The following is a 14,866-nucleotide window of genomic DNA, read 5'->3' as shown; positions in this document are numbered from 1 at the left end:
CTATGAATTTACCGGTAGTGTTTGACCTATTGGTCTGCGAAGGGGGTAAAAAAGTTGGTGTAGCAACGCTAAACAAACCTGAAGCCCTAAACGCCATTGACTTGGAGATGGTGCAGTTGTTATTTAATCAATTGCAATCCTGGCAGGGTGATGAAGACGTCGCGATGGTATTTATTGATAGTCAGGGGGACAAAGCATTTTGTGCCGGTGGCGACGTAGTTTCAATGCACCAAGCTATGTTTGAACAGGCTGGATCTCGTGATAAAGGGCACCAGACTTCTTTACAGAGCATCCCAGTACCTATAGAAACCTTTTTCACCGAAGAATATCGTCTTGATTTTCTTATCCACACTTATTCCAAGCCCATTCTGGTTTGGGGTAACGGCATCATCATGGGTGGCGGTTTAGGCTTAATGGCAGGGGCCAGTCACAGAATTGTCACTGAATCATCGCGGATCGCTATGCCTGAAGTTAGCATTGGCCTCTATCCAGATGTCGGTGGAACTTGGTTTTTGAATAGAATGCCTGCTGGCTGTGGATTATTTTTAGGTATGACTGGGGCAAGTGTCAGTGGTAACGATGCTCTTTTTGTGGGGTTGGCCGATCATTTAATCCATCATGATAAAAAAAGTGAAGTACTCAATCAGATCCGTTCCATCGAATGGGATCATTGTGGCGCGCAAAACGCATCCCGATTGACCAACATGTGTGAGCAATTGAGTGCTAAAGATATAACAAGTGGCTCAGTTCAGGCTCATCAGCAGCTCATTGCAGAGTTGGCAGATTATAAAACGGTTTCGGACTATATTGAGGCATTACAAGCCGTCGATGTCACAGATGATAAGTGGTTAGGGAAAGCCATTGCTTCCATTGCATATGGTTCGCCAATTACGATGCATCTTGTGTTCGAGCAACTTCAAAAAGGGCAGGGTTTATCACTCGCAGAATGTTTCCAAATGGAGTTAACCATGTCGTGTCGATGTGCAACGTTTGGCGAATTCCAAGAAGGCGTGCGAGCTTTGCTGATCGACAAAGATCGCTCACCAAAGTGGGCGTTTGCCCAGGTTCAAGATGTTGATCAGCAGACGATCGATACGTTTTTCCAATCACCTTGGAAAGAGGGGCAACATCCTCTTTCGGATCTTGGTCAGAGCAAATAGAAACGCTTAGAAGAAGGAATAAAGTCATGGCAAATATTGGATTTATTGGTTTGGGGAATATGGGTGGCCCTATGGCGGCTAATTTGGTTGAAGCCGGTCACCTAGTCCGTGTATTTGATTTGTCATCAGATGCTGTTAATAGCTTGGTAGAAAAGGGAGCGGTTGCCGCTAAAAACGCTGCGGAAGTGGTAAACGATGCAGACGTCGTGATCTCCATGTTGCCCGCGGGTAAACATGTTGAAGCGCTTTACCTGGATGAGCAAAACGGTTTAATCCACACATTGAATGATAAAACGTTGGTTGTCGACTCGAGCACCATTGACGCAGCGACTGCCCAAAAAGTCGGTGATGCACTGGTACAAAAAGGTATAGGTTTTGTCGATGCGCCGGTTTCGGGGGGTGTAGGCGGAGCCTTGGCAGGCACCTTGACGTTTATTGTCGGTGGCAGCGCAGAGCAATTTAAACGTGTTGAACCGATTTTGCAGAATATGGGTAAAAACATTTTTCATGCAGGTGATGTAGGGGCAGGTCAAATTGCTAAAATTTGCAATAATATGCTGCTATCAGTATTGATGGCAGGCACGAGCGAAGCTTTGCAAATGGCGATTGATAACGGTCTGGATCCAAAGGTCATGTCAGACATTATGTTACAAAGTTCAGGACGAAACTGGACGTTGGAGTTGTACAACCCATGCCCAAATGTGATGCCGAATGTACCCTCTTCAAACGGTTATCAAGGAGGATTTATGGTTGATCTGATGCGCAAAGATTTGGGGCTGGCGTTAGATACTGCGCTTAAAAGTCAATCAGCAACTCCTATGGGGGCACTCGCTCAAAGCTTGTTTTCGATGCACAGTATGCAGGGAAATGGCTCTCGTGATTTTTCCAGTATTTTCGAAATGTTTAGTCAACGTAAGACAGAAAAGTAGGTGACTTGTGGAACTTAAAAATAAACTAATTGCGATTACCGGGGCTGCACAAGGTCTAGGATTTGCCATGGCCAAAAGCTTCGCAGAAGTGGGTGCTAATCTAGCGCTTATCGATATGCAAGAAGAGGCCATAGAACAAGCTGCTGAAGCTATCAAAAAGTTAGGCGTAACCGCCAGAGGCTACGCGGTTAATGTAACTGACGAATCTGCGGTTGAGTCAACGTTCAACCAAATAACCGCTGACTTTGGACAGTTAAATGGTTTAATTAACAGCGCCGGGATCATGCGTGATGGCATGTTACTTAAGGTTAAAGAAGGTAAGATTGTGGACAAAATGTCCAAGCAACAGTTTCAATCAGTGCTCGATGTCAACGTTACCGGTACCTTCTTGTGTGCCCGTGAAGCAGCTGCAAAAATGATTGAAACAGGTAGTGAGGGGGTGATTATCAATCTATCTTCCGTTTCACGTGGTGGTAACATGGGGCAAACCAATTATTCTGCATCCAAGTCTGCTGTAGCCACCATGACTGTGACTTGGGCAAAAGAATTAGCTCGCTTTAAAATTCGTACCGGCTGCATCGCACCAGGTTTGGTTAATACTGCAATGGCCGCGCAAATGCGTCCTGAAATGCGAGAAAAGTTCTTGCAATCTGTACCTGCAGGTAGACTTGCCGAAGTAGACGAACTTGGTCACGCCGCAAGGTTTATTTTCGAAAACGACTACTTTACCGGTCGAACACTTGAACTTGATGGCGGAACAAGGGTTTAATACAGCACACTGTCAATTATGCAGGGGCAAAATCTTTGACCCTGCCATTGCTTCAAGGCTCACTCATTATCATGTGGACGTGTCCCGCCTGCACTAAAAATCTTCAATTAGACAACAAAACCTGGCGCTGTCTTAATGGTCATGCCTTTGATCAGGCCAAAGAAGGGTACGTTAATCTGCAATTGGCTCAGGAACGCAAGAGTAAAGCCCCTGGTGATAGCGCTGAAATGATTAGTGCCCGACGCACTTTTCTTAATGCCAATCATTACTCTCCTTTGGTAGTCGCCATTACGAAGATAGCTAAAAAACATTGTCAACTCGATCACATTCGTTTGTTTGATGCTGGCTGTGGGGAAGGGTACTACCTCAATCATGTCTGTACGGCATTAGAAAAAGACAGCTTGACGATAGAAGGACTGGGTTGTGATATATCCAAGCCAGCCGTTCAAAAAGCCGCAAAGGCATACAAATCCAGACAATTTAGCGTCGCCAGCACTTTTAAAATTCCACTCGAGAACAACAGTGTAGATGTGATCTTGCAGGTATTTGCCCCGTTGAGTGAGTCAGAAGTTTTCCGCATCCTAACACCGTCGGGTGTCTGGATATCGGTTAATCCTGCCAGTCGGCATTTAAGTCATTTGAAAACATTGATATACAAGCAAAGCCTTGAACACAAGGCGAACGTTAAAAATGACGAACGATTTGAACTGTTTGAACAACAAACGATCCAATTCGATATGGAGCTTGATAGCGCAGAGTCGAGACTGGCACTGTTGAAGATGACACCTTATTATTGGCAAACAAGCGAGCAAGCGAAGCAGAATGTTGCATCTGAACTAAAGGTGTGCGAAGCACATTTTGATATAAAAATCTGGAAAAAAGCACAATGACAAAAGCGTTATTCTTGGATCGTGATGGGATCATCAATGTCGACAATGGATACGTATACCAAGCGCAAAACTTTCAATTTTTTGATGCAATATTTCCACTTTGCCAACGATTCCAAGATGCGGGTTTTCTTATTATCGTTGTCACCAATCAATCTGGAATTGGTCGAGGATATTATTCATCTGAGCAATTTTTACAGCTAAATGAATGGATGGTTGAGCAATTTAATGACAAGGGAATAAAAATCAGCGATACCTATTTTTGCCCCCATCATCCAAACCATGGGGAAGGCGAGTACCGAACGGCTTGTTCATGCCGAAAGCCAAATCCAGGCATGTTCCAACAGGCGCAGAAAAAGTATCAAATAGACATGCATAGCAGTGTCATGATCGGTGATCGAATGTCAGATATGAAAGCCAGTGAAGCCGCTGGGGTTGCCCACCGGTTTCTACTTCTGAATTCTAAACACCAACCTGATGATTCTGCGACATATCAAACGATTACCCAATTAGAAGACGCCGCAGATTTATTCTTTGAAGCGGGTTAGGTGCTTCATCGCCTGGCTAACTAAACTCGTGTTGAGGCTGTCTGTGCTTTCCTCACCATTACGGCGGTCAAAAATCTTGTACGTTCCATTACTCATTAACTCAATGCGAACTTCACTTTGCATCACGATGACTTTACTTCCTTTTGTACCCACCAACCAATTGCGTAATGGTGTTTGAAGTGGTTGGCCAAGGGAGTAGGTGTCGGCACTGGTTTGACAACCCAGTTCAGCTAATACCGTAGGCGCAAAATCCAAGTGACTGGATACCTCCTCTGTCAAATTAAAATTCGACAATAATTGCACGGCTTTAATGTCGCCGCGTTCTCCAGCCAATTGAGAAACGATGACCTTATTCGATTGCAAAAGCCCTGATTGCAACAGTGTGTTTATTTTATCAGAGGACATGAATCCGATAGCGAGTTTTGGCTGGGCAGAGAGCACAAATCGTTTGAATGCAGCAAAATCCTCCGTCCGAATCCCATTAATTCGCTCATGAGGGATTTCTTGCTCCGAGAACAATTGAACCTGCAAACCAAGTTGCGCGGGAAGCTCTAACAATAGCGGAGTATGTTGTTGTAGCGCTTGGTGATAGATTTCTGGCAAACCAAATAATGCTGCTATTTTTGCTGAGTCGGCGCTTGCGCTCAAATCATAGTGCTCGGAATACGAGAACAGAGCAGCACGGGCAACAGGGTTCTCATCAGTGTTAATTAATAGAACCATTTGCTCGTCGTTATTGATAGAGCAATAGATTGGGCTCGTTGGGTAACTTATGCCGCTCAATCCACTATCAAATTGCAACGCCTTGCGTTGTTGGTAGCTTTCTAGATCCAGCAGCCCATATCGAGACATTAGCGTCTTCGCGGTCGCAGGATAAGACAAAGGAAAGAGGTTATCTTGTTTGATAATGGGTTGATACAGATTGGCATCTGCCCATACATGCAGCGCATGACTGCTTACAAAACAGGCGACAAAAACCGAGCCAATTGGCATACCCAGGCGGAACTTTTGGAATCTTTCAATGCGTTTCCACAATGCATTCGCCAAAATCAACTGGAACGACAACCACACAACAAACAGTAAGAAAAAGAATCCCCATTGCTGCCAGCCCAAGGTTTCCATCACGTTTTGCGCTTCGTTTTTGAGCAGGTCAGCGCTGCCAAAGCTCAAGTGTAATCCGTACTTTGTGTATAACAATGCATCAAACGCTAACAATGCAAGCCCTAATGCGGCGATGGTTGAACCCGCTCCTCGAATGAATCGCGATTTAGGAACAATATAGATTAGCGGTAGAACAAAAATCACAAATCCAAAAAAGGTCAAAAAACCAATATGGCTTAGCCAATTCACCATTAAAAAAATATGACCCAAAACGGTTTCTGGGAGCGGTGTGGCGAACACGTAGATTGCAGCGATAATAATGGCGATGATTATATTGGTGAGCGCAAACCAATGACCCCAAGCAACGAGTTTGGTGACCATGATTCGACGAGGCGTTTCATTGAGTATCATTAATTTTTATTTTCCGTTGATACTTTTAAGCAAGACTTGTGTAAACTGTTGAGCCATTTTTTCGCGCTGGCTCTGATTAACCTGATGCGAAAAAATGTTGGTTATTACGTTACCCAAAGCCATCAATGACAGATCTCTATCGGCTTGGTTTTTTTCCAAAGCAAATATAATGTCATTCATCAGCGCCTCAAACTGCGCATCTGAATATTTTGATTGTTGGGGCATGTCGTAACCTTTACTGTGTTTTGCGCAAATAATACCAGCATTCACACAGATAGTAACTAGCAATTCTATTTTGTCGGACGATGTTTCGTTTCGGCAAAATGCATATATTTTAAAAGGTTATATTTTTTAATGAGCGCAGTCATTCATCATTTTGTGGTACATCAGCTAAGTGTCAACGAACAACAAGAGTTGGTAATACTACCGAAAAATTCTTGTTTCGATGTCACACCAGATATCGAAAATCTTGCCCAGCAAATCAATCATGCCTATAACCAAAAACCGGGAAAAGGCGTAGGCAGTTTTGTTGATCAAAACACACAGGGAGAAACTGAAGACGGACACGAAGCGGTCGAAACGGGATTCAATTTTAAACAGGCATTGCAAGACATGCTTAATGCACCTCAATCTTTTGTTGAATTTAGTCTTAAGAGTTGCGACAAGCTCAAACGTAGTATGGTTGAAATGGGCGCCGTGGAGACTGGGTTTGTCATTTTTTCTCATTACGAATTTTTAGCCACAGAATATCTAATGGTTACCCTCTTAAACACCAAACAGCATGTAGAAATCAGTCAAAACCTTGAGTTGTCGTATCGAGATCACCTAGATCTGGCGAAGATGCAATTGGCTGTGCGCTTCGATTTAACGCAATTTAAAACAGAGCCAGAGCAAAACCGCTATATCAGCTTTATCAAAGGTCGGATGGGAAGAAAAGTGTCTGACTTCTTTATGCATTTTATTGGTTGTGAGGAGCTGGTTGATGTTAAACAACAAAACAAGCAACTGCTCAAGACGGTTGATGAGTATCTCGCTAGCGAACAACTTGATAAACAAGAGCAACATCAATCCCGCCAAATTGTTTCTGATTACTATAAATCCAAATTGGAGCAGGGGGAGGACATTGATGTATCGGAACTTGCTGAAAATCTTCCAAAAAGTGACGGCAGTGACTTTAGCCAATTCAACCAGCAAACCGAGTCCCCATTGGAATCCACTTTCCAAGCCGATCGCAGTGCATTAAAAACCTTGGCAAAATTTAGCGGTCAAGGGGGTGGTGTGAGCTTGAGTTTTGACCGTGTACTGTTTGGTGATCGTATACACTATGATACTGCGACCGATACCTTGATGATTAAAGGCATTCCACCAAACTTAAAAGATCAGTTGACCCGAACAAATAGCTAATTCAGCTATCAGTGTTGTTGAGATATACTTTACACACTATCGACGATTTTCGTTTCCCATTAATAAATTTTAGTACCAGACAGGACAGACTCAATCAATGCAGCTATTTGTAAACGACCTTACCGTAATGGATTTTTCTTATCTTTGCCCCGAAAGGGGAATGGTGGGTGAAAGCTGGATTGTTGATGTGATCCTTGATGGCTCGCTCAATGAAGAAAGCATGGTGCTGGATTTTGGTAAAGTGAAAAAGGAATTGAAGTTCCTCATTGATGAATATGTTGATCACAAACTACTCGTGCCTGCCGAACATGCGTTTAGCGTGATCACGCGAGACGAGCTCACCGATCAAGTCAGTGTAGATTTCATGCGAGAAAACAATCGGACCATTCATTTGGTGTGTCCTGCTGAGGCCTATGCCTTTGTTTACTCTGACAAGGTCACGATTTCTTCTGTGGGGCAGTACTTAAAAGAGGTTATCGCAACACATCTGCCGAGTAACGTGCAAGGCATAGAATTGGTTCTGCGTGCGGAAGTGATTGATACACCTTTTTACCACTATACCCATGGACTGAAGAAACATGATGGGAATTGTCAGCGAATCGCTCACGGCCACCGTTCAAAAGTGACCGTTTTTGAAAACGACACCTACAGCTTATCTTGGCAGCAATATTGGGCAACACGTTGGAAAGATATTTATATTGGTAGCGAAGACGACCTGGTGAATGCTAAAGATTCTGCGTTTGTATCGATTCCAGTCGACGAGCAAAGTCATTACTTTTTCAGTTATGAATCATCACAAGGATCATTTTCATTAGCGATCCCAATTGCGGAGAGCGAAATCATCAAAACTGATTCCACTGTCGAATGTTTGGCACAATACATGGCTGACGAACTAAAAAAACACGAAACCTCCTCTAGTTTTAAAGTCTTTGCTTTTGAAGGTGTCGGTAAGGGAGCCATAGCCTATGCGTAAATTCTTCGTTTTGGCGATGTGGTTGTTTTTGGCATCTGCTGCAAATGCACTTGAGCTAGATGGTGAGTTTACCCAAGGAAGTTTGATCAGAGGTAAAGCACCATCGCAAACGCAAATTTGGTTGAATGATAAGGCCTTGAAAGTGTCGCAGCAGGGATATTTTGCATTTGGTTTTGGACGAGATGCCAAACTCCAGCATGAATTAAAATGGGTTGATGTTGACGGTAAAACTCAGGTCAAGGATATAGTTCTGCATAAACGCGACTACCAAGTACAACGCATTGAAGGTTTGCCACCAAAAATGGTCACACCGCCTGAAGAGGTTTTGGCGCGTATTAAACAAGACAATCGCCAAGTCGCACAAGCACGTAAAATGGATGATGATCGTATTGATTTTATGCAGTCATTTATTTGGCCTTCTGATGGACCCATCAGTGGTGTGTATGGCAGCCAACGAGTGTTAAATGGCCAACCTAAACGTCCTCATTTTGGTGTCGATGTTGCTGCACCAGTTGGGACACCTGTTTATGCACCTGCCGATGGCGTGGTCACTTTATGGGTACCCGACATGTACTACTCGGGCGGCACCATGATTATCGATCACGGGCATAGCATTTCTTCGACCTTTTTGCATTTGCATGCCGGTCATGTAAAAGTCGGTGATAGAGTGAAACAAGGTCAACTGGTTGCCGAAATTGGGGCAACGGGAAGGGTTACCGGCGCACATCTTGATTGGCGCATGAATTGGGGTTCTGAGCGTATTGACCCGGAACTGTTGGTTCCTCCCAGAAACTAAAAAACTGGACCATGGAAGAATTTATTTAATGCTATATTCGCAGTTTTGAAGAAGGTGTTAGGTAAAAACGATGGATTTAGACATGCAATCAATAATCGGTTTAAAGCCGATGAAATCATCTGAAGTAGTAAAAATTCATTTGGCATTAGACGGTTATGAACCCATTGGTCGCCATTTTGAAGAAGTGTTAGAAGTCACTCAATTGGATCGACAGCGATTGCGGGACTTATTAGACAAATACCATTTTTATTTTACCCGAGTGGGTGACACAGGCCGCTATATTCTCAATCGCCATCATTATGAGCGCAGTGACATGGTAGAGGTCATAGACAGCATTGAACGAAGAAATGTGAGATTCGCCGTCGCGAAATTCACACCTGTGTTTATCGTCGGATTAATCATCTGTAGCAGCACAATCGGCTTTATGTTGTCCGCCATTGTGAATAAAAATGGCGGCTATTTTTAATCTAGTGACCTGCTGTTAACACATGCAATTATTCACTTTGGCCTAACCAGGCATGTGCCTTTTGCTCGTCGATAATCTGCAAATAAACGGTGTCTCGTTTAGCTGGCTGAATTGACAACTTGAGCTCGGTTAATTTCCCTTCTCTAAGTAGATGTACGGGAACAATTTTGTTAAACGCTTGTTTATCTAATATTGCGTGAAGATTTTGTTGCTGAATTTGCCAATTATCAATGGCGATAACAATGTCACCAACTTGCAAACCAGCAATATAAGAAGTGGAATTTTCTATCACTTGAGTAATTTTAACGCCAGTGGGTTGTGCACTGGTCATCGCACCAAAATCCACTTTGAGGTGATCATCAGCAGGTTTCCCACCTTTATCTGATCCGTTGTTGCGAGGTCGGTAGATCAGTTTTACACCGAACTCCCTTAGCAAAATATCGGTAGGCAATGCTTTTGTCGAATACAGTGCGTCTTGTAAAAAAGCATCCAAATCAAGATCAAAGTGTTTATCTAAAAGGTATTGAATGCTGTTATTTTGCGTACCGATAGATTGACTACCAAACTCTTGCCATAGTTTATCGATGAGGTCGAAAATCGTATACTTGTGTTGTGAACCCAAACGCATTTTCAAATCTAAACACAAGGCGATTTCGCATCCTTTCGCGTAATAGCTGACAATGTTGTTCGCGGCGCTGGCGTCTTGCTGATAAAAACGAGTCCAGGCATCAAAGCTTGATTCTGTTACTGTTTGTTTGGTGTTGCCCGGGTTTCGAGCGAGCCGTGTCAGCGTTTGTCCTAATAATTCTAAATAACTGTTTTCATCGATTAATTTAGTTCGCAGCAAACTAATGTCATCAACATAGCTGGTAAAGCCTTCGTAAATCCACAGCTGTTCACTGTATACTTCTGCACTTAATTGCATATCAATGAAGGCTTGTGGTTTGGTTCGTTTGACGTGCCAAGTATGGAACAATTCATGACTGCATAAGCTCAAAAACGTACGATACTCATCTGATACCTTGCCTTTTTCATGTTCACTTGGCAGTGCATGACGTGCGTACTGCAATACTGTCGAATCCATATGTTCTAGACCACCAAATCCGTTTTCACATAGCAGTGTAATGAATACATAGCGATCAACAGGGCAAGGCGGGGAGAATAAGTGCAGGTGATGGAGGCAAATCTTCTTCAAGTCTTGGCAAATTCTCGGCACATCGGCCAAATTGTCACCAGCCAAAACAAATTCGAAAGTAACGCCTTCCAGCTCAAATTGATGCGCGGTTAAGTTGCCTATGACCACGGGTTGATCTATCAGCTGGGTGTAATCTTTGGCGCTAAATTGTTTAGTGATATCGTTCGATGACGTCTGTTTTAGCGCAGTGGCAATTTGCCAGGTTAATGCCTTTTCTGTTGGAATTGTAATATCGACTGAGATGGAGCCATCCACTCCGACGGCCTGCAGAAATACACTAGTACCATTAAAAAATGCGTATTCATCACTAATGAAAGCGCTTCTGACCGACAAATCAAACGCATAGATTAGGGTTTCTACGCGCAGTAGGCCTGCGGTAGCGGCAACTTGCCAACTTTGTTTGTCTAACTTCTCAATATCAAGTCGGTTGTTATCGCTGTCATATGCCTGAATCGATACGATATTTTTAGCAAAGTCCCGAATCATATAACTTCCGGGGATCCAAGCGGGAAGCGTGAGTTTCTGCCCCTGAGGGGTTGGTTGATAAATGGTTTGAGAAACATGAAAGTAGTGACCTGCTACGGACGAAACCGCAACGTGGTAGTGGACAGCATGAGTGTCGGGCAAAGTTATTCCTCTTAATCGATTTTTTATTTAGCATACCTGATACATTAACTTGGTGAAATACGCGTGTAGATACCGATGCTATTGTGGATGTATGCATATCGTGTTAAAAACTATATAAATCAGTGAATAACAAATTCACTAAGTTTATCGAGTGATAAAAAACGGATAAGAGGGTCGCTCATACGTGGCTATTTTGCAGGAAAAAGTTGGTTTAACCAGAGAAGATCTAAGAAAGTTACGCGCAATGCGACCCGGTCTATCTTTGGATCTGCAGGTCATGACTCCAAATGGTGTGAAAAGGGTTAAAACCGAGTTCATTGGCATGGACGGCACGCGGGCGATCATCATTAAATTTCCCGACGAATCCAGGTGGGGTAGCCTCCGAGAATCTATTTATGTTGACAGCAATTTGGTTATCCGATTTATCAATGAGGAAGAATCTGGAGAAGTTGTAGCTTTTAAAGCTAAAACTAATGTGATCCTCAGTAAACCCTCAAATTATATTTTCACCAGCTTTCCTTTGTCTATTCAATGCCATGCACTTCGCAGCGAACAGCGAGCTAATGCCCATGTGTTTGTGACCGTTGTTGAGACGCAAACAGATATCATGTTGTTTGATGGTTTGATCGTAGATCTGAGTTTGAGTGGCTGCAGAGTCTCAGTCGATCGAAATAGTGTGAAGCAAAAAGTTGAACTTAAAACGGACATTACTCTCGCAATCAAAAACCCTGATGGCCGAATTTCCGAATTAAAAGGCATGGTAATGAACCAAAAAGCCGATGAAACACGCTATTATTTAGGCGTGAAATTCGAAGAATCTGAAAAGGTTGTTGAAGGTCTTTTGCACCAATTAATGATTGCACAATAATAATAATTATCCCGAGTTGGGGTTAGATAATAGAGAGATTTTAAAATGCGACGCGTAGATGCACTGCTTAATGAATACGGTGAAAGTCACCAAAACAAAACAAATATCTACATTCACGCCATAGCTGTACCTGCTATTTACTTTGTGTCGTTGGCATTAATTTGGTCAATCCCGACGCCGGCTTTTCTCGATCATTTTGATGTGACCTGGGCACATGTCGCTGCGATACCCGTGTTATGGTATTACTTTAAGTTATCTGGTCCTATCGGAGCGGCAATGACCTTGTTGACTATTGCATCTTTCGGCGCAATTAAATTGTTGGTCTTTTACGGCATTAGCGTTTGGCAATTTAGTCTTGGATTGTTTGTCATCATGTGGATTTTACAGTTCATTGGACATCATATTGAAGGCAAAAAGCCCTCGTTTTTCAAAGATCTGCAGTTTTTACTGGTTGGCCCGGCATGGTGGTGGGGCCATTGGCTAAAACGCCTTAATATTCAATACTAATGCATTGCAACAGCGGAAAATCTTAAGTTAAGCCTACCTTTTGCGACAAATGGAGTTAAGGTTGGGATTAATAGCCGCTTTATTTTCTTACTCATGCGTATAATCCTGTTAAAGCAATAGAATTAACGAGACACACTTTGATCAATTGGCAGAAATTGTTTGAGAATCGCGAAAGGTTATTCTGGACTCTCCACACAGGTGGCTGGGTTGGATTCGCGATTGTCTATTACATAGGTTCTTTTTTGCATGATGTCAGAGGCATTTGGATTTTTGTCATTGCATTAAATGCCATGGCAGGTTGGCTCTTAACCATACCACTTCGTTACATATACCGTTGGGCACGACTTCAGTCTGTATGGAAAATGTTGTTTATAGTCGCTATGAGTGTCTATGTGATTGGCCTGATGTGGGCGGTGTTGAAAAACATTAACTACTGGGAGATATACAAACACGGCTATCGACCTGAAGTGTGGTACATGTACTTCACTAATACCATTAACTCCTTAATCATGGTGGTATGCTGGAGCGGATTGTATTTTGGGATTAAAAACTTCCAAATGCTGCAAAAGGAAAAGCAAAACGCACTAAAAGCCTCCACTATGGCGCATCAAGCCCATTTAAAGATGCTCCGATATCAACTCAATCCGCATTTTTTGTTTAACACCCTCAATGCAATAAGCACCCTTATTTTGGTCAAAGACAATAAAACTGCCGAGGGCATGGTCAGTCGTCTCAGTGATTTTTTACGCTATTCATTGGACAAAGATCCGATAAAGAAAATTTCGCTCAAACACGAAATACAAGCTCTGGAACTCTATTTGGAAATAGAGAAAGTGCGCTTCGATGACCGATTAGAAGTGAAATGGGACATCGCGCAAAACTGCAAAGAAGCCTTGGTTCCAAGTCTGATTTTGCAACCAATTATCGAGAATGCGATTAAATACGCCATTTCAAAAATGGAGAAAGGCGGAGAGATAACAGTCGTTGCTAAGTCTTTTGGCCACGATTTGATGTTGGAAGTCGCCGACAATGGGCCAGGTGCCACCATTGAGAATGGGCAACTGAAACGATGCAACGGAGTAGGATTGCCAAACATACAAGAACGCCTGAACTCTTTGTATTCCAGCAACTATTCTTTCGTTGTATCAAACAATCAGCCATCAGGTATTAAAGTGAGCATACGAATTCCTTTTGAGGTAGGTGAAAGTGACAACTAAGATCAAAGCGTTAATAGTGGATGACGAGCCGTTGGCACGTAAAGGATTAGCCGTTCGACTGAGCGAGTTTGACAATGTTGAATTGTTGGGGGAATGCCAAAACGGTTTGGAAGCGGTATCGACAATTCCACAATTACGCCCCGACCTTGTTTTCTTAGATATACAAATGCCTGGTTTAAATGGCTTTCAGGTGATTAACAAATTACGAGAACTTCAACAGCCCATACCTCTTATTGTTTTTGTCACGGCGTATGATACCTACGCCATCAAGGCCTTTGATATTCATGCCTTGGACTATGTGCTAAAGCCAATCGACAGCGTGCGATTGAAAACTGCTTTAGACAAAGTGAAGGAAGTATTTGATTTAAATCAAGAGGGCAGTCACAAAGTCAAACTAGCCAAATTGGTGGCTGAGTTTACCGGTGACGATTGTGAAGAAGTACTAAGAAGATTGGCTTCAGGTGAAGAGCTTGATAGCAAAAGGTATCCCAATATTCTAGCCATCAAAGACGGTTCTGAAGTGACCCGTGTGGCGGTTGAAGATATTCAATGGATTGATGCTGCGGGTGATTATATGTGTGTGCATGCCAGTGACGGGACGCACATTATGCGCAGGACGATGAAAGAACTTGAAGAAGAGTTAGACCCTAGAAAATTTGTGCGCGCACATAGATCAGCCATTGTGAATATCCAATACGTCAACAAAATGGTCAGTCATGTAAGTGGTGAATATCATTTGGTATTAACCAACGGCACAGAATTAAAAGTGAGCCGCAGCCATCGTGATAAAGTCAAAGAGATGATTAAACTTTGAATAAATCATTTACATAGATTTGCCAAAAAGAAGCTAATAGCTTCTTTTTTTGTATCTGAATCACAGCCTTACCCTTCAAAGCAGATGCCGTTTATCGCAGATAAATGTCACTCATAAATTCATCGAGTAACTGGTCGCAGAAATTCTGCGACTAACAGATTTAAACTTTTTCCTTCTTTAATGCGACTTATAGT

At 42.9% G+C, this 14,866-nt stretch carries 16 protein-coding genes; 13 read left to right on the top strand and 3 right to left on the bottom strand.

Features of this window, described 5'->3' with window-relative positions; all coding sequences use genetic code 11:
* Positions 1 to 2: 2 nt before the first annotated feature.
* Genes FM019_RS06855 through gmhB form a run of 5 tightly spaced genes read left to right on the top strand, consistent with a single transcriptional unit; the run spans position 3 to position 4,293 of the window.
* Positions 3 to 1,160 (top strand): enoyl-CoA hydratase/isomerase family protein, encoded by a 1,158-nt coding sequence (locus FM019_RS06855; protein ID WP_143835179.1) that lies wholly within the window; start codon positions 3 to 5, stop codon positions 1,158 to 1,160.
* A 26-nt stretch (positions 1,161 to 1,186) separates the two neighbouring features.
* Complete coding sequence (gene mmsB, locus FM019_RS06850; RefSeq protein WP_143835178.1) at positions 1,187 to 2,089, top strand: 3-hydroxyisobutyrate dehydrogenase; 903 nt, start codon at positions 1,187 to 1,189, stop codon at positions 2,087 to 2,089.
* A 7-nt stretch (positions 2,090 to 2,096) separates the two neighbouring features.
* Positions 2,097 to 2,858 (top strand): SDR family oxidoreductase, encoded by a 762-nt coding sequence (locus tag FM019_RS06845; protein WP_143835177.1) that lies wholly within the window; start codon positions 2,097 to 2,099, stop codon positions 2,856 to 2,858.
* 35 nt (positions 2,859 to 2,893) lie between these two features.
* Positions 2,894 to 3,748, top strand: coding sequence for a putative RNA methyltransferase (locus FM019_RS06840; protein ID WP_185969214.1), 855 nt, complete (start codon positions 2,894 to 2,896; stop codon positions 3,746 to 3,748).
* Positions 3,745 to 4,293, top strand: coding sequence for a D-glycero-beta-D-manno-heptose 1,7-bisphosphate 7-phosphatase (gene gmhB, locus FM019_RS06835; RefSeq protein WP_143835175.1), 549 nt, complete (start codon positions 3,745 to 3,747; stop codon positions 4,291 to 4,293). Before FM019_RS06840 ends, gmhB begins: the two co-directional genes overlap by 4 nt.
* Here the strand turns inward: gmhB and FM019_RS06830 are convergent.
* Entirely contained in the window at positions 4,273 to 5,805 is a 1,533-nt protein-coding gene (locus FM019_RS06830) for a DUF3413 domain-containing protein (protein ID WP_143835174.1), read from the bottom strand. The genes gmhB and FM019_RS06830 overlap by 21 nt on opposite strands.
* Positions 5,806 to 5,811: 6 nt before the next feature.
* Entirely contained in the window at positions 5,812 to 6,030 is a 219-nt protein-coding gene (locus FM019_RS06825) for a DUF1414 domain-containing protein (RefSeq protein WP_143835173.1), read from the bottom strand.
* Positions 6,031 to 6,159: 129 nt separating this feature from the next.
* Between FM019_RS06825 and yejK the strand changes: the two genes are divergently transcribed.
* The 4 genes from yejK (at position 6,160) to FM019_RS06805 (ending at position 9,444) form a co-directional block, all read left to right on the top strand.
* Complete coding sequence (yejK, locus tag FM019_RS06820; protein WP_143835172.1) at positions 6,160 to 7,209, top strand: nucleoid-associated protein YejK; 1,050 nt, start codon at positions 6,160 to 6,162, stop codon at positions 7,207 to 7,209.
* A gap of 97 nt (positions 7,210 to 7,306) precedes the next feature.
* Complete coding sequence (locus FM019_RS06815; RefSeq protein ID WP_143835171.1) at positions 7,307 to 8,182, top strand: 6-carboxytetrahydropterin synthase; 876 nt, start codon at positions 7,307 to 7,309, stop codon at positions 8,180 to 8,182.
* A complete protein-coding gene (locus tag FM019_RS06810; RefSeq protein ID WP_143835170.1) occupies positions 8,175 to 8,978 on the top strand; it encodes a M23 family metallopeptidase in 804 nt (267 codons plus the stop codon). Before FM019_RS06815 ends, FM019_RS06810 begins: the two co-directional genes overlap by 8 nt.
* Positions 8,979 to 9,060: 82 nt before the next feature.
* On the top strand, positions 9,061 to 9,444 hold the full coding sequence (locus tag FM019_RS06805; RefSeq protein ID WP_143835169.1) for a hypothetical protein: 384 nt from the start codon (positions 9,061 to 9,063) through the stop codon (positions 9,442 to 9,444).
* 28 nt (positions 9,445 to 9,472) lie between these two features.
* On the opposite strand, the gene FM019_RS06800 is transcribed toward FM019_RS06805, so the two are convergent.
* Complete coding sequence (locus tag FM019_RS06800) at positions 9,473 to 11,266, bottom strand: M61 family metallopeptidase (RefSeq protein ID WP_143835168.1); 1,794 nt, start codon at positions 11,264 to 11,266, stop codon at positions 9,473 to 9,475.
* 184 nt (positions 11,267 to 11,450) lie between these two features.
* On the opposite strand from FM019_RS06800, the gene FM019_RS06795 reads away from it, so the two are divergent.
* From FM019_RS06795 to FM019_RS06780, 4 genes are all read left to right on the top strand, one after another.
* A complete protein-coding gene (locus FM019_RS06795) occupies positions 11,451 to 12,134 on the top strand; it encodes a PilZ domain-containing protein (protein ID WP_143835167.1) in 684 nt (227 codons plus the stop codon).
* 45 nt (positions 12,135 to 12,179) lie between these two features.
* A complete protein-coding gene (locus FM019_RS06790) occupies positions 12,180 to 12,641 on the top strand; it encodes a DUF962 domain-containing protein (protein ID WP_143835166.1) in 462 nt (153 codons plus the stop codon).
* Positions 12,642 to 12,781: 140 nt separating this feature from the next.
* Positions 12,782 to 13,858 (top strand): sensor histidine kinase, encoded by a 1,077-nt coding sequence (locus tag FM019_RS06785; RefSeq protein ID WP_409553365.1) that lies wholly within the window; start codon positions 12,782 to 12,784, stop codon positions 13,856 to 13,858.
* A complete protein-coding gene (locus FM019_RS06780) occupies positions 13,848 to 14,672 on the top strand; it encodes a LytR/AlgR family response regulator transcription factor (protein WP_143835164.1) in 825 nt (274 codons plus the stop codon). Before FM019_RS06785 ends, FM019_RS06780 begins: the two co-directional genes overlap by 11 nt.
* Positions 14,673 to 14,866 lie beyond the last annotated feature (194 nt).

Origin of the sequence: Aliiglaciecola sp. M165 (assembly GCF_007197995.1) — a bacterium.
Taxonomy (GTDB): Bacteria; Pseudomonadota; Gammaproteobacteria; order Enterobacterales; family Alteromonadaceae; genus Aliiglaciecola.
Note: the sequence above shows the minus strand (reverse complement) of the source record. Positions and strands in the feature narration are given on the sequence as shown.

Excerpts from the sequence above, each read along its gene's own strand:
- FM019_RS06855 (WP_143835179.1), top strand. The coding sequence starts at position 3 with ATGAATTTACCGGTAGTGTTTGACCTATTGGTCTGCGAAGGGGGTAAA.
- FM019_RS06825 (WP_143835173.1), bottom strand. The coding sequence starts at position 6,030 with ATGCCCCAACAATCAAAATATTCAGATGCGCAGTTTGAGGCGCTGATG.
- gmhB (WP_143835175.1), top strand. The coding sequence starts at position 3,745 with ATGACAAAAGCGTTATTCTTGGATCGTGATGGGATCATCAATGTCGAC.
- FM019_RS06810 (WP_143835170.1), top strand. The coding sequence starts at position 8,175 with ATGCGTAAATTCTTCGTTTTGGCGATGTGGTTGTTTTTGGCATCTGCT.
- FM019_RS06805 (WP_143835169.1), top strand. The coding sequence starts at position 9,061 with ATGCAATCAATAATCGGTTTAAAGCCGATGAAATCATCTGAAGTAGTA.
- FM019_RS06790 (WP_143835166.1), top strand. The coding sequence starts at position 12,180 with ATGCGACGCGTAGATGCACTGCTTAATGAATACGGTGAAAGTCACCAA.
- FM019_RS06830 (WP_143835174.1), bottom strand. The coding sequence starts at position 5,805 with ATGATACTCAATGAAACGCCTCGTCGAATCATGGTCACCAAACTCGTT.
- mmsB (WP_143835178.1), top strand. The coding sequence starts at position 1,187 with ATGGCAAATATTGGATTTATTGGTTTGGGGAATATGGGTGGCCCTATG.
- FM019_RS06815 (WP_143835171.1), top strand. The coding sequence starts at position 7,307 with ATGCAGCTATTTGTAAACGACCTTACCGTAATGGATTTTTCTTATCTT.
- yejK (WP_143835172.1), top strand. The coding sequence starts at position 6,160 with ATGAGCGCAGTCATTCATCATTTTGTGGTACATCAGCTAAGTGTCAAC.